Consider the following 18701-nt stretch of genomic DNA (forward strand, 5'->3'; position numbering starts at 1 on the left):
GCGCTTGGCGCCCGTAGCTCAGCTGGATAGAGTACTGCCCTCCGAAGGCAGGGGTCGGACGTTCGAATCGTCTCGGGCGCGCCAGATACCGGAAAGCGCTGATTTCATGAAGAAATCAGCGCTTTTTTCATATCTCGCCAGCCCGGCTGGATGTCCTCAACCGCCCGCTGGGCGCGCCCGGACGCCCGTGACCTATCAGCGCCGGTTTCTGATGAGTATGTTCCCAATGAGTCAGCTTTGCTGCCCCCTGAACTGGCGGACGCCCTCGCACAGGAAGGCCGGATGCAGGGGCGGCAACCCGCGAGGACGTATGTCCGGAAGGTCCTTGAACAGCTCCTGATCGATCGAGTACGGATAGCCCTGCGCCAGCCCGTAGCTTTTGGCCTCGTCCACATACTTCACAGTGGGCACTACATCTTTCTCCTCGCCTCGAAAGTTTCTTGTCGGACGCCTGGGTCATGTTTCGACGCCGGCAAGCTGCCGGCGTCCTGCCGCTCGATTGCGGCTGTCGCGCTATGGGACGATCCCATGGAGCGCCCGTAACGCGTCGATCATCAGTCGCTCGTCACCCTTCCAGATGCCTTCATTGCCGAGGTTGACGTCGGCCAGCGCTCTGCGCCCCTTCACCCGCCGGACGAAGTTGACAATGGTATCCGCGACGAACTTGGGCTGGTCGGTGCCGGCAAAATGGCCGGCACGGGGCACATAGGTAATCTGCACGTCGTCGGAGCCCAGCACGTTGGCGAAGCGCTGAGTCTGCGCGGCCGGCATCATGTTGTCGTATTCTCCCCACATGATCAGCGCAGGCACCGTGATGTTGTCGTACCGCACTCCCTCGGGATTTTCCCCTGCGTCGTAGGGCAGAAGCAGCGCGGGGCTGAGGATGGAGGCGCGATCCGCGAGCACGCGGATGTTGTGCAGCTTGAGGCGTAGGGTGACGGACTTTGCCACGTCACCCACCCCATCGCCCCGGTCGTTGCGCTCGTAATCGACGTCCACATAGGGGAAGGTGATGCGGCGCAGGTTGTACTGGTTATACACGGCCGGGTTGTAGACCATAGTTTTGTAGATTTGCACCAGCGTTTGGTCGAACGCACCGAAGGCGGCGGCGAACATGGCATTGCCTTCCGGGGTGTCGGGGATCAGGGATGCCCGTCCGATCGCCTGGATTTCGTTGACCGGGTAGCCGTCGAAGGCGATGGGGTCGAGCTGCACCAAGGCGTCCAGGCGATGGTTGTACTTGGCCGCGTAATGGGAGGCGATGCCGCTCCCCCAGTCGTCCGCGACGAAGATGAACTTGCGCCCCGGGTACTCGTGCTGCATCAGCTTTTCAACGTAGTCCGTGTCGTTCCTCCAGTACCACAGGTCGTTCCGGTCGGGATCGGTCTTCCTGCCGTACAGCCGCGGCATAGTGCTTTCTCCCATGCCAAGCATGTCGATGGAGATGGTCTCGCAGAAGCGCGAGACGTGGCGCTGGATGTCCTCCCATTGGGCCCGATTAGTTGGCACGCCGTGCAGGAAAAGCACGAGCGGGCCCTTGTCGCCCATCTTTGTGTAAGCGATCTCGAATTCGTCCGTCCAGATGGTGTCGGTGCTGTGAGGACCGCCCACTTGCACCAGCCCTTCCGCCGGGGCCTTGTACGGGTACCTGCCGTAAATCGCCCGGCCGAGCGGTCGATATATCGACAGATCGACGTCGCACCCTGCTTCCCGCACGGGAGCGTGGCTTAATGCTGCGTAAAAACCCTTGCTTTCCATGATGTCTCCTTCCCTCATTGGTGGGCTGTTGCCGCTTTGCGGCGAGGTCTTAGAAATTCCAGGTGAAGCCGATGCCGGCTTGTAGTTCCTTGACATCCACCCGGGTCGTGCCGATGGTTCGCTTGCCGTCGAAGGCATACCCGATCTGCGCATCGAGCTGGACAGTTCTGGACAGCGCATAGCCGACACCGGCGCTCACCTGCTGGCGCCAGTAGGGCTGGGTAAGCGTGGCCTGGACGAACTGGACCAGCGGCGGTGAGATCGGTACCGTGGCCCCACCCACGGCGAGTGAGCTCAGATTGCCGATGGAGCTGCCGACGTCCTTCTTCTGCAAGTCGGTCGAATAGCTGAAGCCCAGCCGAGTCTTCCAGGCCCCCGATGTGTGTTGCGTGCCGAGGGCCACGATGGTCTGGTTGCGCCACAGGTCCTTGTAGGTTTCGGCCGACGCCCAGTTTTTCCAGATCAGATCTGCCTCGATCACCCAATCGGGATGCAGCGCCGGCGTGGTGGCGATGCCGATCACCACGTCCTGAGGCTGCTCCACGCGCAGGTCGGTGAACACGCCTGGCGCCGTTTCCGTGACGCGGTCGAAATTGAGGACCAGGGGACTCGTGTAGCTCGCGCCCAAAATGACGGGGCCGAGATTGTAGGTAGCGCCGACCGAGCCGCGGACCCCGAAACTGTGGGTGAGTGCGGTGTTGCGCAGCAGCCCGACCTCAAGCAGGCCGAAGGCCACCGTGACCGAGGTGCCGACGCTTAGATTCGGCGTCACCTGGTAGGCCGCGGCGGCATTGGCGCCGAACACCACCAGTTCAACTTGGGGTGCCAGCGCGGTTGCGGCGCGGAAATCCGAGCCGAGGCCGGACACCACCTGCAAGCCGCCACCCAGCACCAGCTGATCGGACAGGCGATGGTGAACGGCGATGGTCGGCAGCAGGTAGTTCCTGGCGTCGGAGTTCGCATCGAAGGGCGTTCCAGTGATCGTTCCGTCGTGGCCCGCGTGGGCCGAGACGTCGAGCAACGCGGCACCGAAGGTGAAGCGGGTGCTGTTCTCGCCCTGGGTCAGAGTGGCAGGATTGCCGAAGACGGACGCAACCGGATCCTGCGGTCGGACATAGCCAGCCCCTGCCATGCCCCCCGTCGCCGGAGTCAGCGTCAGGTTCAGGTCCGAACCGAAATTGCCGGCGAATGCCGCCTCCCCGGAAACCAGCACTAAGGCGAGTGGCGTGGCCAACACAAGGCGAAGCTGGTTCATTCTTCCTTCCTCCTACTCGACCCGCCCGTGATTGGGCGATCCTCGCTTAGAGTTCGGCGCCGCTCGCGATCTGTCCGTGCGTCGAAACGAGATACGGCACTAGATATGTCAGTGCCATCTGCAGCATCACCTCGGGAGTGACCCCGGGCGCCAGCAGGACGCCGTAGTGGTTGATCAAATTAAGTGCCGTGCCGACGACCGCCGCCACCCTTGCGGCCCGCCTGATCACCTGCGGGTGGCGCCAGGCACCTCGGATACCCGCTCTCATCGACGAACTACCCGCATGTAACCCTCCATCGACCTCGTCATGATCGGCTTGTATGATCAGCAAAGATCATCAATGATCACGTGTCAAGAAAAAAGTGTATGCCTCGGGCGGCGGCCACAGCTGGCGTGCTTGCGCCTGCGCGCTGGATGGAATATATGTATCGCTGTGGCACAAAGATCATGCGTGATGAGCAAAGTACAAGACAGCGAGCTTCTCAACATCAAGCAGGCGGCCCAATTCCTCAACGTTAGCGAAGTGTCGCTGCGGCGCTGGACTGGCAGCGGACGGCTTGCCTGTCTGCGGGTCGGCGCCAAGGGCGAGCGGCGCTTTCGGCGGACCGACCTGGAAGCGTTCCTTCAACTCCAGGCTGCCGTCTCACCCGTCCCCGAATCGCAAGTTCGAACGGGATGCGCTGGACATGTGCTGCTGGAAGGCATCGTGATCAATCATGGTAGCCATCTTTGCTGCGTCTACGAGGGCGATCCGGGACGGGTCAAGCTCGCGGTTCCGCTGCTCGCCGAGGGGCTGGACCGGGGTGAGCTGTGCTTCCTCGTGGCGACGGGGGCCGCCCAGCATCATCTGCTCGACACTCTGGAGAAGTCCCGCCCGGGCGTGCGCGCCGAGATGACGCGCGGCAACCTGCATTTGGTGGAAGGCGCTGATTCGGCCACCGCCATGTACGACTACTTTGCCAACGCATTTGTGGCTGGCACACGCTCGGGAAACCGCTCGTTGCGTGTGGTGGGCGATATGGCGTGGGTCCTCGACAAGAAGCTGTGCTTGGACGAGCTGATCGATTTCGAACTTCGGTACAATCAGTTTCTGGCCCGGCAATTTCCCCTCGTGAGCCTTTGCCAGTACGACGCCCGACGGTTCAGCGGCCTGGCCGTCCTCAATGCGCTAAAATGCCATGAGGATACTTTCGCCTATCCGATGAGCCGTTTTCTTACATAGCAGAACGCCACCCGAACAAGCGCGCCGGGGACAACATGGAGCGCTCGCGGGTACTGCTTGAGGAGCGCTTTCCCGTCTTGTGACAGCATGCCCGGAGGATGAACTCGCCATTCTCCAGGGCCGGCACCTTGCCTTCATCTTAAGAAACTGTTCGCGGCGGCCTTCCTTGGCGAGAAGATCGATTTCGGAGCACTCATAGGGCGCGTCGACCTCTTCGAGGCCCGGATGTGGGAAGCCGATTTGAGTACCAGGTATGGACGGGCAGTTATCGCCTGGTTGGCAATGATATGGCGATGGGCAACTCCGCCACTTCGATCCAGTGCCCATGCTCGTCGTCTCGGGCGCGCCAGAATTCAAAATGCGCTGATTTCATTGGGAAATCAGCGCATTTTTCATTTTGACCGGCGCGACGGCTCTGGGCACGGGACACACAAAGCTGCTCTCACCCGCCGCATGGCCCGGTCTGGTGAAAAATCCGGTAGCGGATCGTTGTGGAGTAGAAGATCTGCTCAATTTCCTTTCCTTTCCGGTGAAAGTTGAGTAGATTTCCATGATCTCATCACTTCTGAGGAGATCAAACGGGATCTCCTCAATGTCACAGAAACTGCAGCCGGACGCCATTCTGAAGGCCGTCAAGGCGCTTGCGGCCGAAGGTCTCCTTGGCGTTTCGTCATCCCAAATCCATGCGCGCGTTGGCGGTAGCTACGCTACTGTCGGGCGGCTTCTCGGCAAACTCGTCCAGGCGCAAGCTCTCGTCCGGACCGGAAAGGCACGGGCCACCCGTTATTTCCTGCCGCCGGCCGAAGTCGACGTAAGGGAAGCACTGCGAGTCACGGACCTTGTGACGGCGACCGTTTCGCCAGCTTGGTCCGACCAAGCGCGATCGCTGCTGGATGTTCTCAACCGTCCGCTGGGCGCCCGGGCGCCCGTGACCTATCAGCGCCGGTTTCTGGACGAGTACGTTCCCAATGAGTCCGCTTTGCTGCCCCCTGAACTGGCGGAAGTCCTGTCACAGGAAGGCCGGATGCAGGGGCAGCAACCCGCCGGGACGTACGCGAGGAAGGTCCTTGAGCAACTCTTGATCGATCTGTCCTGGTCGTCGTCGCGACTGGAGGGCAACACGTACAGTCTGCTGGCGACGGAAGTGCTGTTCAAGAGCGGCGATCCGCCGACGGATTGGGAAGGCGTCATGTTGCTCAATCACAAGCGCGCCATCGAATTCCTGGTCGACGCGGTGCCCACCTATGGTCTCACCGACATCGTCATCCGCAACCTGCACGCGCTGCTGATGCAGGACTTGCTGGCCGACGCCGCCGGACTGGGGGCTATCCGAAGCAAGGTGGTCAATATTTCGGGCACCACGTACGTCCCAACGCAGGTGCCGCAGCTACTGGAGGAAATGCTCTCGCAGATCGTGGGCAAGGCCCAGCTCGTCAAAAATCCTGTAGAGGCCGCGTTCTTCCTGTGGGTGAACCTCGCCTACCTGCAGCCCTTCGAGGACGGCAACAAGCGCACGAGCAGGCTCGCCGCGAACATTCCGTTGATGCTCTATAACTGTGCTCCGCTTGCCTTTCTCGATGTCGATCCGCATGACTACGCGAAAGCCATGATGGGCGTCTACGAACTCCTCGATGTCACGCTGGCAGTCGAACTCTTCGCGTGGACGTACCGGCGATCGATCCGAAAATACAAGGTCATCCTGGAGGCGATGGGATCGCCCGATCCTTTCAGGGTCCGTCACCGCGAACACCTAACCGAAGCGGTGCAACTGGTTGTGAGAAATGGCAAGCCTTTCGGGCAGGCGGTGGTGGAAGTGGGCGTGGCTTTCGAGGAAGTGGAGCATTTCGGCGAGACGCTGAGAGCGGAGCTCAAAATGCTGACGGTGCACAACTGTGCGCGATACCGATTGACTATTCGGGAAGTGCAGGCGTGGATTGAACGCGGCAAGCCGATCTGAGTGTCAGGGTATGAGCCGACCCTATGGCTTGGTTGGCAACGGCAAGCGGGCGGACAACTCCGCCACTTCCATTCAGTGCCCATGCTCGTCGTCTCGGGCGCGCCAAATACAGAAAAGCCCTGATTTTCTTATGAAATCAGGGCTTTTTCATATCTCCGGGCCGGACGAATCCGGCTCTTACTCACTGTGTGTCGATCAGTCAGTTGCTCGGGCGGTAGTTCGCCAGCCAGTGCGCGTACGGGGCGGGCAGCACCCAGGACGGTTTCTCTTCCTTCAGTTGCAGGGCCGCCTGGTAGCTCCAGTGCGGATTGGCGAGATGCGCGCGGCCGATCATCACGAGATCCATCTGCTGGCCGGCAACGACCCGGTTGGCCGTGGCCGGCGCGTCGATGCCCCAGGACGCGGCGACGGGCAGTTCGGCCTCGCGGCGGACGCGTTCGGCAATCGGCGCGAGGAAGGCCGGGCCCCACGGGACCTGCGCATCCGGCGTGGAGAAGCCGACGCTGACGTTGAGCAGGTCAAGGCCGCCGCGGCGGAAGGCGCGAGTGAGTTCGATCGACTCCGCCAGCGTCTCCTCGTCGCGGCCGTCGTATTCGATGACGCCGAAGCGGGCCGTGAGGGGCAGGCGTTCCGGCCACACCTTGCGGACCGCGTCCAGCGTTTCGAGCAGGAAACGGCTGCGTCCGGTGAAGTCGCCGCCGTATCGATCGGTCCGCTGGTTGGCGTGGACGGAGAAGAAGCTTTGCGCCAGGTAACCGTGGGCAAAGTGCAGTTCGAGCCATTCGAAGCCGGCATCCCGCGCGCGGCGTGCCGCAGCGACGAAATCGCGTTGGACGCGGGCGATATCGTCAACGCTCATCGCGCGCGGCACCTTCGGCAGGTGGGCGCCGAATGCGAGGGCCGAGGGGGCCAGTGGCGTCCATGTGCGGACGTCGCCATCGGGGATGTGGTCGTCACCTTCCCACGGGCGGTTCGCGCTCGCCTTGCGGCCCGCGTGGCCGATCTGGATGCCGGGAACGGCGCCGCCGGCCTTGATCGCGGCCGCGATGCGGGCGAGGCTTTGCGCCTGTTCGTCGTTCCAGAGACCGAGGCACGCCGGGGTGATGCGGCCTTCCGGCGCCACCGCGGTCGCCTCGACGATCACGAGGCCGGTGCCGCCGCGTCCGAGGCTGCTGTAATGGCCCCAGTGCCAGTCGTTGCCGACGCCGTCGACGGCGCTGTATTGGCACATGGGAGGAATGGCGATGCGATTGCGCAGGGTGACGTCTTTCAGTTTGAAGCTGCTGAACAGGGCGGACAAGGTGTGATCTCCGGAAAGGGCGGACCGTATGCACGTCGACGCGTGCCGTGTCGAATGCGGGCTGGACGGGATCCTAAATCATTAATCGGTGATGTGCATGATTCCGCTCCCGCTCCGGACGGACGTGAATCCATGCCCGATCGACCTTGACCAGGGGCCCGGTTCGCTGCTCGTCCTGTGCCCCACCGCGTTGCCTTCTGCCCGGGCCTCGACCGGTCATGTCATATGCCGACGTCGATATGCTTACATCCGGATAAAATTGTTCCGATCGATTTCCGCCAAACCATTTGCTCATGGCCGCTCCGCCCGCCGCGCCGCGCGCGCGGTGCCTGTGTCTCGACATCGAAACCGCTCGCCAGGACCGCATGGCCCTGCGCGAGCTGGGCGTGTTTCGCCCGGATCTCGATGCGCGGCTGAGGCTTTCCGGCAAGGATTCCAAGCTCGTTTCCCGGCTGGATGCGCTGACCGAAGGTGCCGCCTTTGTGCTTGGTCACAATGTCATCGCCTTCGACCAGCCTGCGCTGGCGGCGCTGCATCCCGAACTCGCGCTGCACCGTTTGCCGCTGATCGACACGCTCGAACTTTCGCCCGTCGCCTTCCCGCAGAACCCGTATCACCGGCTGGTGAAGGACTACAAGCTATGCGCGACGACCCGCAATGACCCGGTGCGCGACGCGGAGCTCGCCTACGAGCTCTTCGTCGACCAGAACGAAGCCTTGCAGCAGCGCGTTGCCGACCATCCGGACGAGGCGCTGTGCCTGCACTTCCTGCTGGCGCCAGAGAACGGCAAGGGTGTGGCGAACTTCTTCGCGACCCTGCGTCGTGCCCTGAAGCCTTCGCTCGAAGAAGCCGCCGCCGCGTGGCAGCGCGCGACCGCGGGCAAGGTCTGCATCACCGGAGAGCGCTGGGTCATCGAGCACTGCCTGCCCGATCCCGCCTGGCACAAATCCCTGGCGTATGCGCTGGCGTGGCTGCGTGTGGCGGGCGGCAATTCGGTGCTTCCGCCTTGGGTGAGCCTGAGTTTCCCCCAGGCGCGCGAAGCGATCGCCGCCCTGCGTGACGTGCCCTGCCCGGATCCGGCTTGCGCATGGTGCCGCGAGCAGCACGACCTCGAAACGCTGCTGCCACGCTACTTCCCCAGCATTACGCGCTTCCGCAGCACGCCGACCACGGCCGATGGCCGCTCGCTGCAACAGACGATCGTCGAGAACGGCTTCGCCGGCCGACCGACGCTCGCGATCCTGCCGACCGGTGGCGGCAAGTCGCTGTGCTTCCAGCTGCCGGCGCTGGCGCGCTACTACCGTAATGGCAGCCTCACGGTGGTGATCTCGCCGCTGCAGTCGCTGATGAAGGACCAGGTCGACAATTTGGAGGCGCGCGGCATCACCTGCGCGGGCTACCTCAACAGTCTGCTCAACCCGATGGAACGGCGGGTGATGCTCGACAAGCTGCGCCTGGGCGACCTCGGGCTGATCTTCGTCGCGCCCGAGCAGTTCCGCAGCACGGCTTTCGCCAACGCGCTGATGCATCGCGAGATTGGCGCGTGGGTGTTCGACGAGGCGCACTGCCTCTCGAAGTGGGGCCACGACTTCCGCCCCGACTATCTGTACGTGTCGCGCTTCATCAAGGCGCGCCAGAAGGACAAACCTTCGCCGGTGTTCTGCTTCACCGCGACGGCCAAGCCCGACGTCGTCGACGACATCTGCGCCCACTTCGAGAAGCGCCTCGGCGTGGTGCTCGACCGGCTCGAAGGCGGGGTGGGTCGTGACAACCTCAGCTACGAGGTGTACCCGGTTTCGGTGCAAGCCAAATACGCCGCGGTGCTGCGCCTGCTGCAGGAAACGCTGCGCGAGGAGGGGGGCGCGATCGTGTTCTGCGCGCGGCAGAAGGGGGTCGAGGACCTCGCGCAGTTCCTGAGAGACGCAGGCCTCGACTGCGGTTTCTTCCACGGCGGCATGTTGCCCACCGACAAGCGCGCGGTGCAGGAAGCCTTTCTTGCCGGCACGCTGCGCGTGATCGCCGCGACCAACGCGTTCGGCATGGGTGTCGACAAGCCTGACGTGCGGCTCGTGATTCACCTCGACACGCCGGGTTCGCTGGAGAATTATTTGCAGGAGGCTGGCCGCGCCGGGCGCGATCAGGCACCGGCGCGCTGCGTCCTGCTGTATGACGATGCGGACCTCGACGTGCAGTTCCGCCTGCTGAAGAACTCCCGCCTCACTCAGCACGACATCGGCGCGATCCTGAAGGCGCTGCGGGCGATTGAACGCAAGGACCGCAGCGAAGGCCAGGTCGTCGTGACGAGCGGCGAGATCCTGCTCGAAATCCCCGATGCGCACCGCATCGACCCGGACGCGAGCGACGCCGACACCAAGGTGCGCATCGCCGTCGCCTGGCTTGAGGAAGCGCGCCTGCTTGAACGCCACGAGAATCACACCCGGGTCTTCCCTGGCAGTCTCCTCGTCGCGAACGAGGAAGAGGCGCGCGCGACCCTGCGCAAAAAGCTCGGGTCGGAGGCCGACATCGAACCTTATGTGCGCATCTTGTCGATCCTGATTCAGGCTGATGATGACGAAGGCCTGTCGACTGACGAGCTGATGCTCGCCACCGGCAAGGACTCGCGCACCCTGCAGCACATGCTGCGCGAACTCGACCGCTGGAAGCTGCTGTCGAACGACACCGAGATCGGCGTCACCTTCTACCGCGATCCCGACACGGCGCAGCGCCTCGATGAGCTCGCGCGCATCGAAGACGCTCTGCTCAAGAACCTGCGCGAAGAGGCGCCGGACGCCGACCAGGAAGGCTGGCAGGTCCTGAATGTGCGCCGGTTGTGCGACACGTTGCGACGCGATGCGCAGGTGGACTTCGACCCGGACAAGCTCACGCGCCTCCTAAAATCCTTCGCCGAGCCCTTCGGTGACGGCGTCGCACAACGTGGTTTCTTCGCCCTTCGTCCGCAGACCGCGGACAGCCGCTACCTGAAGCTCCTGCGCCCGTGGAAGGACATCGAGACCATCCGCGAACGCCGCATGCGCCTCGCCCGCGCGCTGCTGCAGGAATTCCAGCGCCGCCGGCAGGGCAACACACTGCTCGTCACGTGCAAGCAGGGCGAACTCGAAACCGCGTTGCAGGCCGATACGACCCTCGCCGATCTCGGCGTCGAAAAGTGGGACGTCGCACTGTCTGCGGCCTTGCTCTACCTCGACGCCAACGAGGTGCTGCATCTAGCGCGCGGCAAGGCCGTGTTCCGCTCTGCGATGAGCATCGAACTCAATGCCGAGGCGCGTCGCCGCCAGTTCAAGAAGTCCGACTACGCCGAGCTCGCGCTGCACTACAAGGACAAGATCGTCCAGGTGCACGTGATGGCCGAATACGCCAAGCTCGCAGTCCGCAAGGTCCAGGCGGCGATGGCCTTCATCGTCGATTACTTCAGCCTCGACCGCGCCGAATTCGTGCGGCGCTACTTCGCCGGGCGCAAGGACGTGCTGGAGATGGCGACCACGGAGGCCGCGCATCGGCGCATCCTCACTGATCTCGCCAACCCCGAGCAGCAGGCCATCGTCGCCGCGCCCCTCGAAGGCAACCACCTGGTGCTCGCTGGCCCAGGCGCCGGTAAGACGAAGGTCATCGTGCATCGAGTCGCGTGGCTACTGCGCGAATGCATGGTGCTGCCGGAAGCGATCATGGTGCTCGCCTACAACCGCTCCGCCGCCAACGAGATCCGGCGCCGCCTTTGGGCGCTGGTCGGCACGGATGCCGCCGGAGTGGCGGTGCAGACGCTCCACGGGCTCGCGATGCGGATCACTGGCACCAGCTACGCGGTGGCTATCGAACGCGGAGAGGCGGTGGACTTCGGTGAAGTGATCCGTAAGGCCACCCAGCGGCTCCGAGCCGCCGAGCAGGGCTCGGGCGAGGGGGATGGCGTCGGCCCCTCCATCGTCCGTGACCGCCTGCTGTCGGGGCTGCGCTTCCTGCTTGTCGACGAATACCAGGACATCAACGGCGACCACTACGAGCTCATCAGCGCGGTCGCCGGACGCACGCTGCAGACCGAGGAAGACCGCGTCTCGCTGATGGTGGTCGGCGACGACGACCAGAACATCTACGCCTTCGACGGCGCGAGCGTGCGCTATATCCGCCAGTTCGAGGCCGACTACGCCGCGCGCCGCTACGCGCTGATCGAGAACTACCGCTCGACAAAGCACATCATCCATTGCGCCAACCGTGTCGTCGAACGCGCCCGCGACCGCATGAAGGCCGGGCAGGCGATCCGCGTGAACCACGCGCGGCGCGAACAGCCCGACGGCGGCGAGTACGGCGCGCTCGATCCGCTCACAGAAGGCCGCGTGCACGTCCTCGAAGTGCCGCGCAACCCGCATCAGGAAGTGCAGGTCGCACTCGACGAACTGCAGCGTGCGCATGACCTGATCGCGCAGGACGGCGAGGCAGGCCAATGGGGCCGCTTCGCCGTCATCGCCCGCCGCTGGGAAGACCTCGAACCGATGGCCGCGCTATGCCGCCTGCGCGGGATCCCCGTGCGGCTGCTGCGGGACGGCGCTAGCGTCAGCCTGCACCAGACGCGCGAAGGCGACGCCCTCGCGACCTTGCTGCGCGGCCAGCGCCGCAGCCTCCAACGGCGGCGCGTGCTGATCCGCTCCGGCGTCCTGTCTCGCTGGTTCCGCCGCCGCTTCCACGCCCCGCCGGACGGCCTCATCGAGCACCCCCAGCGTGCCGCGCTCGCGCAGTTCATCAATGACGTCGAGTCGACTGCCCCCGGCCGCGAACTCGTCGTCGACGACCTCATCGAATCCCTCTACGACTTCGGCGCGATCGGCAAACCCACCGCCGACGCCCGCCCCAACGCCCCGCTGGTGCTGATGACCGCCCACCGCGCGAAGGGCCTGGAGTTTGACCACGTGCTGATCCTCGACGGCGGCGGTTGGCAGGGACGCGGGGATGACGAGCGGCGGCTCTTCTATGTCGCGATGACGCGGGCGCGGAAGTCGCTGACGGTGTGTGAGGTGGTCGGCGGGCAGCATCCGTTTGTGGGCGATTTGGAGAACCTGGTGATGCGCTCACGGCCGAATGTGCCGCCGCCGGAGCCGGGCGTCGCGCATCGGATCTGGTGTGCGGATCCGGAGAAGATCGTCCTTTCGTGGCCGGGGCGCTTCGCGCCCGCGGCACTCATTCATCGGGCGCTGGCGGCGCTCGATGTCCGCGATCCGCTTGCTTTGCAGCCCCGGAGCGACGGTGCTGCAGGCTGGGAGATTGCCGACGCGTCGGGCGTCGTAGTTGGACGGATGTCGTCGAAGTTTCAGCCGCCGCACGGCGAGATCACTGCCGTGCGGGTGGCGGCGGTGCTTGTGCGCCATGCGAGGGAGGACGAGCAGGAAAAATTGCGGCGCCAGTCCTGGGATCTCGTTCTGCCTGAAATCGAGTACGTGGGGAGATAACCCGCGTGGGACAGCTCATGGTCGAGATGTGATCTTCGCCTCTGGATCAGGTCTGCAAAGGAAGGCGCAAGCCAGGGGTATGGAAGGACGTCAAACCGCCAACAGATTCAGCATCCCATGAGCGCGATTGCGCTTGACAGAAGGGAGAGGTCGAAAGAGTATGTGTCCATTGTCCATGGACTGTGGACGGGTGCTGAGGGCAGATTGTGAAAAGTCAAGATGTCTATTTGTTACTGAAGCTGGTTTCACTCTCGAAGCAGGAGCAACAAGAGCGAGACGACCCCTTCGGTAGCAAGCTTATGCCACTTGAAGCTTGGCGAGACTGGAGCGACGAGGATGAATCGCACGAGCAGTTTGATCTCGGTTTTCCATCGTATGGAAAGGGACCTGATTCTGACCGCTACAGTGTCCGGTCCCTGTCCGTGCTCACAGGGATTAGCAAGTCGGAAATTAGCAACGCACTTAATCGATGTTACCAGTCTGGGCTCGCGAAGATTTCACGTGATGATGCCGTTCCGACAGTAAACACAAGGGCTTTACGCGATTTCATCATTTATGGGATTCGCTATGTGTTTCCCGCCAAGATGCAAGAAATGACAAGAGGGATCGCCACCGGCCTAATGGCACCTGTGTTTGGTGGCGAGCTCAGGTCTGCCGGACAACAAATTCCCGTTTGGCCTGATCCTAGAGGTAACACATCAGGTTTGGCGGTAGAGCCCCTCTTCAAGACTGTAACGATGGCAGTACGAAAGGACCGAAACCTATATATATTACTGGCTCTGGTGGACTCAATTCGCCTCGGTTTGCCGCGAGAGCGAAATCTGGCAATCAAGAAATTAGAGGATGTCCTTCGGGATTAGTAATGTCAATTTACGATGATCATGTCGCGATGATTGCGTGTGTCGCGGAGGCTATGGGGCCGGACTTGTGCAAGGAAGTCGCCTTTGTTGGCGGCTGTACAACCGGACTCCTCCTCACCGATCCTTACACGCGGGAGCTGGTACGGCACACAGACGATGTCGATTTAATCGTTCACGTAATCAGCACGCGGGGTTGGCACGAGTTACTCGATAAGCTTCGGTCTAAGGGCTTCAAAGAGGACATGCAGGAAGACGGCCCTATCTGCGCCATGTACCTGAATGGTCTTCGTGTAGATTTCATGCCGGATGATGCCTCTATTCTCAGTTTTTCGAATATCTGGTATAGGGATGCTCTCCAGAAGGCAGAGGAATACCGCCTCAGTGAAAAGCTGACAATTCGGTTGGTGCGGCCGGAGTATTTTGTTGCGACAAAACTAGAGGCCTATCGCAATCGCGGAAATGACGATCCACTTGAAAGTCGGGACATCGAGGATATTTTGAATTTGCTTGATGGGCGACCGGAGCTTCCGGCCGAAATACTGGCGGCTCCAAAAGCGATGCGGGTTTACATAAGTGAACAGTTCTCAGCATTGCTGCGAACACGTGATTTCGATTACGCCGTACAGGCGGCCGCGAACAGCGATAGTGGCCGCGAAGAGTTGCTCGTCGATCGTATCAAGCTTGTGATTGGCTTCGGTGACTTGGGATGAACATCGAAACTCGAATCGAGTGGCAGTGGACTAGTCGGCGTGGAGCTGAGCGGGGCGAAAATCGCGATGCATGCGGTCTTTTCGGCGGGAAGGCATACACCTTCGCGGCAATTATCGACGCGTCCTCAAAGGGAAAAAATGGCGTTCGCTTTAATGAGTTATGGATCAACGCTCTCTTGAATGGGCTGCCAGCGGATCGGGCGTCACGAGAGCAGGTAATAACGGCGATGCGCAACGCGCAGGGGAAGCTACGTTCTGAGGGGCTCTTTCAGGAACGGGCATGCTTTGCTGCACTGCTATTGCCTCACGCGCTTCCAAATACCGGTTTGGCTTTTACATGCGGCGACTGCAGAATTGGCTTCGAGTCACAGAGCGGAGAAATCATATGGTTAACGGAGACGCACAGGCTTGGGGACATCTGTCAGCGTAATGGCTTGGTACTGGATATACCCAATCCAAATATTGTTACCCGGACATTAAACGCAAGGCGTCATGAGGACCCGGAAATTCTTGAATTGATGGCACCGGAGGGCAGTGCGTGGGTGCTGGCGACGGATGGTTTCTGGTCAGACTGTAAGTGTCCTCGGACGCCACCAGAGGATGACAGTAGTTACTTGCTGCTTGGTTCGATGCTCAAGCGTTACGAAAACAGCGATACACCAAACCTGATTCTAGAAGGCTCATTCGCAGGTACGATCAGCGACAACTTGAATTTCTCCGCTGATCAGTGCGCTCTGCTTGTTCGATCGTAGCTATGCCTCCTTGGACCGTCGAAAGGAGTGCGATGAAAGGGAGATGGTGGTAACAATCAGCTCCTCCGAGAACCGGACGGCACCACCGCGGACCAACTCAAGTCCGCAAGACGCTATACCGTCTGAACAACGCTACCGGCAACGTCCGCTCCAGTCGCCACGTGATCGACAGCGGCCGATCCCCCTCCCAGCATTCCAGCGTCACCGGCCCCAATGCGCGATACGCCTGCCCGCGCGCCTCCCGGACGAAAAGTTGGAAATTCCACCCATTGCTCGGCGATTCGCAGTAGCGGCGCCCAGCCGGCGTGTCCGGCCCCGCGGAGTTTTGTGATTGCCAGTGGAACAGCTCCGGGCTGATCGCGTAGTCGTGGTAGGCGATGCGTTCGTTGAAGCCGTCGCGCTTGTCGAGGGTGACGAACAGGAGTTCGGTCTTGTGCTCGGGTAGCGCGAGGACGCCCGCGCGGAACGGAGTGCGACGTTCCGCAGTGAGCCAGCCGACGGCGGTGAGAATTTCGCGGATCTGGTAGGCGGCATGCAGGGTGAGCGGCCAGTCGGCGGGGGCGCCGGGGAGAGGCTCCGGGTCGAGATCGGCGCGCTCGTCGAGGCAGGTGGCGAGTTCTCCGAGTTCGCGGCACATGACGGGATTGTCGGCCATGCGGGCGAGGAAGGCGGGGACGTCCATCAGGGCGCTGCGGTCGCTGAAAAGCTGGTAGGCGAGCATTTGCAGGCGACCCCGCTCGGTGGGCGTGAGTTGGCCGGCGAGGTCGCCGGGGTTTTCTGCGACGCGGCGCAGGACCCGAAGGTGCTCGGGATCGTCGATATGCAGGAGCGCCGCGAAGTGTTTGCCGAGGTAGGTTTCGTCAGGATCGGGCGCGGAGTGTTCGAGATCGGCGGCGCGGCGCAGCGCGGTCCAGCCGGGTTTGCCGTCGTAGAGGTCTTCGAGGTCCAGGCACTGGTCGTGCACGAAGTCGGCGAGCGTCAGGGGCGCGCCGCGGCGGGTGGTGGCGTAATAGCGCAGTTCGGCGGTGAGGCGACGCCAGTTCTGGTTGCTGATCTGGCGCAGGCCGCGCAGGACGGCATCGCGCGCGACGCGGTCGAACTGGATGTGGCAGCCGGGTGGCAGCGTCGTGAAGCCCTGTTCGACGGCTCCGATGAGCTGCTGGCGGTTGAGGCCGGTAATCGAGCGATACAGCAGGTCGAAGCGGAAATCGTCTTGTAGCCGCCCGACGAAATCGAGAACGAGGCAGCTCTCCTTGCCGTCGGCGAGGCGTAGGCCGCGCCCGAGTTGTTGCTGGAACACGACCGGGCTTTGGGTCGGGCGCAGGAGCAGCAGCGTGTTGGCTTCCGGGATGTCGACACCCTCGTTGTAGAGATCGACGGTGCAAAGCACTTTCAGCGTGCCGGCGGCGAGGTCTTGCGGGGCGCGATCGCGGACGTCGCGCGGCGTCTGGCTGGTGATCGCGAGCGCCGGGAGGCCCGCCTTGGTGAGCCAGTCAGCCATGAAATTCGCGTGGGCGATGTCGACGCAAAACGCGATCGCGCGCATGGCGCTGTGGTCGGCGACGTATTGCTCGATGGCGTGGATCACCAGACGGGCACGGGCGTCGTTGCCGCTGATGACGTTGGCGAGCTGGGCGAGTTCGCCGGGCTGATTCCAGCGGATGCGGCTGAGATCCGTGCTGTCGGTACTCGCGTAGTACTCGAAGGGTGCGAGGAGTTGCTGGTCGAGCGCGTCCCAGAGGCGCAGTTCGACCGCCGGACTGCCGTCGGGGCGCGCGTCGAAGTACTGCAGCACCGAGCGTCCGTCCGCGCGCTCGGGCGTCGCGGTGAGGCCGAGCAGGAAGCGCGGGCGGATCGTGCTGGCGAAGGCGTCGAACTGGCTCGCCGGCAGGTGGTGGCATTCGTCGATGACGACGGTGTTCCAGTAGTCGACGCCGTGGCTTGCAAGCAGATCGCGAGCGGCGACCGACATGATCGTCGCGAAGAGGTGTTCGCTGCTGTCAGGTTGGCTGCCGTCCGCAAGGAGCTCGCCGAAGGCGGGGGAGCGCAGCACCTGGGGGTAGGTTTCGATGGCCTGCCGCAAGAGCTCGACGCGATGCGCGACGAACAAGAGACGCGGCTTGCCGCCCTGCTGCTCGCACAGGCGCTTGTAGTCGAACGCTGCGACGACGGTCTTGCCGGTGCCGGTCGCCGCGACGACAAGGTTGCGCGTGCGGCCGTGGCGGCGTTCGGCGGCGAGGCGGTCGAGCATCGCCTGCTGATAGGTCTTCGGCTGCAGGTCGAACCACGTGGGGGTGGCAATGGGCTCCGTGTTCGTGCCCTTGGCCTGATGCAGTGCGCGGCGCAGTTCGAGGCGATGCGTGTCGTCGTGAGGGTCGAAGCGCTGAAATTCCGGGTCGTTCCACAGCGTTTCGAAATGCGCCTCGGCAGCGGCGAAGAGGTCGGCTTGTCCGGCCTGGGTGAACTTGACCGTCCATTCGACGCCACCGAGCAGCGCGGCCGCCGACAGATTGGCGCTGCCGACGAAGGCGGTGCCGAAGCCGGTCGCGCGGTGAAACAGCCAGGCCTTCGCGTGCAGGCGGCTGCGGCGGCCGTCGAGGGAGATACGGAGTTCCACGCCCGGCAGGGCCGCGAGCGTCTCGACGGCGCGGGCTTCGGTCGCGCCGGTATAGGTGGTCGTGATGACGCGTAGCCGCGTGCGCGGCTGGCCGTCCGCGCCGATCGCGGTGACGGATTCCAGCACGTCGAGGAGCTTGCGCAACCCGCTCCACGTGATGAAGCTGACGACGATGTCCACGTGGTCGGCAGAACCGAGCTCGGCCCGAAGTTCGGCGAACAGCGAGGGGTCGGCGCGTCCGGCGGTGAACAGCCACGGTGCGAGCAGGCCCGTGGGAGGCTGTGGTGGGCGGGCGTTGGTGCGATAAATCGAGCGCAGCCAGTACGGGCGCAGTCCACTCCGCTGCGGGCGCATCGCCGTGTCGCAGGTGGGTGAGCAGGCGGTTGATGAGCGCCAGTTCGCGTTGCTCGCGTGCGATGTCGTCTTCGGCGTCGGTCGCCTCTTCGAGCAGATCGGGCAGCAGTCGGGCAAGCACTTCGACCAGCCGGCGGCGGCGGGCATCGCCGGTGAGACGCTCAACGTCGGCTTGCCCCGCATCGCGCAGCTGCAGCGCGAGTTCCCGGATACGCCCGTCGAGCAGGAGATCGTAGAGGCCGTTGGGGAGGCTGGTCATGAGTGCAGGATGCCGTCTTTCGGTCAGATGCTTTAATGGTATCGCCGCAGCATAGGCCGTGCGCTGCCTGTGCGGGCGAGACTTCTACTGCAACTGATGAATGCGTTCCTGTTACGTAATCGAAATGATCTCTATCCAGTGCCCAGTCTCGTCGTCCCGGGCGTGCCAATTTCAATGAAGGAGCCACCAATCGGTGGCTTCTTC

The 18701-nt window shown here is 63.1% G+C and carries 11 protein-coding genes, 1 tRNA gene and 1 pseudogene; 7 read left to right on the forward strand and 6 right to left on the reverse strand.

Going from position 1 to position 18701, the window contains the following annotated elements; genetic code table 11:
• The first annotated feature begins 7 nt into the window (after positions 1 to 7).
• Positions 8 to 84, forward strand: a tRNA-Arg gene (locus CDA09_RS00690).
• A 147-nt stretch (positions 85 to 231) separates the two neighbouring features.
• Here CDA09_RS00690 and CDA09_RS00695 read toward each other — a convergent pair.
• The 4 genes from CDA09_RS00695 to nrtS form a co-directional block, all read right to left on the reverse strand.
• On the reverse strand, positions 232 to 411 hold the full coding sequence (locus tag CDA09_RS00695; RefSeq protein WP_121426862.1) for a hypothetical protein: 180 nt from the start codon (positions 409 to 411) through the stop codon (positions 232 to 234).
• Positions 412 to 513: 102 nt separating this feature from the next.
• Entirely contained in the window at positions 514 to 1758 is a 1245-nt protein-coding gene (locus CDA09_RS00700; protein ID WP_164844344.1) for an alpha/beta fold hydrolase, read from the reverse strand.
• Between the two features lie 49 nt (positions 1759 to 1807).
• A complete protein-coding gene (locus CDA09_RS00705) occupies positions 1808 to 3013 on the reverse strand; it encodes an OmpP1/FadL family transporter (RefSeq protein ID WP_121426864.1) in 1206 nt (401 codons plus the stop codon).
• Between the two features lie 46 nt (positions 3014 to 3059).
• On the reverse strand, positions 3060 to 3281 hold the full coding sequence (nrtS, locus tag CDA09_RS00710) for a nitrate/nitrite transporter NrtS (RefSeq protein ID WP_121426865.1): 222 nt from the start codon (positions 3279 to 3281) through the stop codon (positions 3060 to 3062).
• A 186-nt stretch (positions 3282 to 3467) separates the two neighbouring features.
• On the opposite strand from nrtS, the gene CDA09_RS00715 reads away from it, so the two are divergent.
• Both CDA09_RS00715 and CDA09_RS00720 read left to right on the forward strand, forming a co-directional pair.
• Positions 3468 to 4235, forward strand: a complete 768-nt coding sequence (locus tag CDA09_RS00715; RefSeq protein ID WP_164844345.1) for an MEDS domain-containing protein — start codon at positions 3468 to 3470, stop codon at positions 4233 to 4235.
• Between the two features lie 592 nt (positions 4236 to 4827).
• Positions 4828 to 6192, forward strand: a complete 1365-nt coding sequence (locus tag CDA09_RS00720) for a Fic family protein (RefSeq protein ID WP_121426867.1) — start codon at positions 4828 to 4830, stop codon at positions 6190 to 6192.
• A gap of 199 nt (positions 6193 to 6391) precedes the next feature.
• Here the strand turns inward: CDA09_RS00720 and CDA09_RS00725 are convergent, their stop codons facing one another.
• The gene (locus CDA09_RS00725) at positions 6392 to 7492 is read right to left on the reverse strand and encodes an NADH:flavin oxidoreductase/NADH oxidase (RefSeq protein WP_121426868.1); all 1101 of its coding nucleotides are present in this window, start codon (positions 7490 to 7492) and stop codon (positions 6392 to 6394) included.
• 293 nt (positions 7493 to 7785) lie between these two features.
• Between CDA09_RS00725 and CDA09_RS00730 the strand changes: the two genes are divergently transcribed.
• The 4 genes from CDA09_RS00730 (at position 7786) to CDA09_RS23085 (ending at position 15267) form a co-directional block, all read left to right on the forward strand.
• On the forward strand, positions 7786 to 12945 hold the full coding sequence (locus CDA09_RS00730) for a RecQ family ATP-dependent DNA helicase (protein WP_121430667.1): 5160 nt from the start codon (positions 7786 to 7788) through the stop codon (positions 12943 to 12945).
• Between the two features lie 206 nt (positions 12946 to 13151).
• Positions 13152 to 13805, forward strand: coding sequence for a hypothetical protein (locus tag CDA09_RS00735; protein ID WP_121426869.1), 654 nt, complete (start codon positions 13152 to 13154; stop codon positions 13803 to 13805).
• Positions 13806 to 13807: 2 nt separating this feature from the next.
• Positions 13808 to 14515, forward strand: a complete 708-nt coding sequence (locus CDA09_RS00740; protein WP_121426870.1) for a nucleotidyl transferase AbiEii/AbiGii toxin family protein — start codon at positions 13808 to 13810, stop codon at positions 14513 to 14515.
• On the forward strand, positions 14512 to 15267 hold the full coding sequence (locus CDA09_RS23085; protein WP_128106517.1) for a PP2C family serine/threonine-protein phosphatase: 756 nt from the start codon (positions 14512 to 14514) through the stop codon (positions 15265 to 15267). Before CDA09_RS00740 ends, CDA09_RS23085 begins: the two co-directional genes overlap by 4 nt.
• A 97-nt stretch (positions 15268 to 15364) precedes the next feature.
• Here the strand turns inward: CDA09_RS23085 and CDA09_RS00745 are convergent.
• A pseudogene (locus CDA09_RS00745) lies at positions 15365 to 18497 on the reverse strand (DUF3427 domain-containing protein).
• Positions 18498 to 18701 lie beyond the last annotated feature (204 nt).

It is taken from the genome of Azoarcus sp. DN11 (assembly GCF_003628555.1).
Lineage (GTDB): Bacteria > Pseudomonadota > Gammaproteobacteria > Burkholderiales > Rhodocyclaceae > Aromatoleum.

Excerpts from the sequence above, each read along its gene's own strand:
- CDA09_RS00705 (WP_121426864.1), bottom strand. The coding sequence starts at position 3,013 with ATGAACCAGCTTCGCCTTGTGTTGGCCACGCCACTCGCCTTAGTGCTG.
- CDA09_RS00740 (WP_121426870.1), top strand. The coding sequence starts at position 13,808 with ATGTCAATTTACGATGATCATGTCGCGATGATTGCGTGTGTCGCGGAG.
- CDA09_RS00715 (WP_164844345.1), top strand. The coding sequence starts at position 3,468 with ATGAGCAAAGTACAAGACAGCGAGCTTCTCAACATCAAGCAGGCGGCC.
- CDA09_RS23085 (WP_128106517.1), top strand. The coding sequence starts at position 14,512 with ATGAACATCGAAACTCGAATCGAGTGGCAGTGGACTAGTCGGCGTGGA.
- nrtS (WP_121426865.1), bottom strand. The coding sequence starts at position 3,281 with ATGAGAGCGGGTATCCGAGGTGCCTGGCGCCACCCGCAGGTGATCAGG.
- CDA09_RS00720 (WP_121426867.1), top strand. The coding sequence starts at position 4,828 with ATGTCACAGAAACTGCAGCCGGACGCCATTCTGAAGGCCGTCAAGGCG.
- CDA09_RS00730 (WP_121430667.1), top strand. The coding sequence starts at position 7,786 with ATGGCCGCTCCGCCCGCCGCGCCGCGCGCGCGGTGCCTGTGTCTCGAC.
- CDA09_RS00700 (WP_164844344.1), bottom strand. The coding sequence starts at position 1,758 with ATGGAAAGCAAGGGTTTTTACGCAGCATTAAGCCACGCTCCCGTGCGG.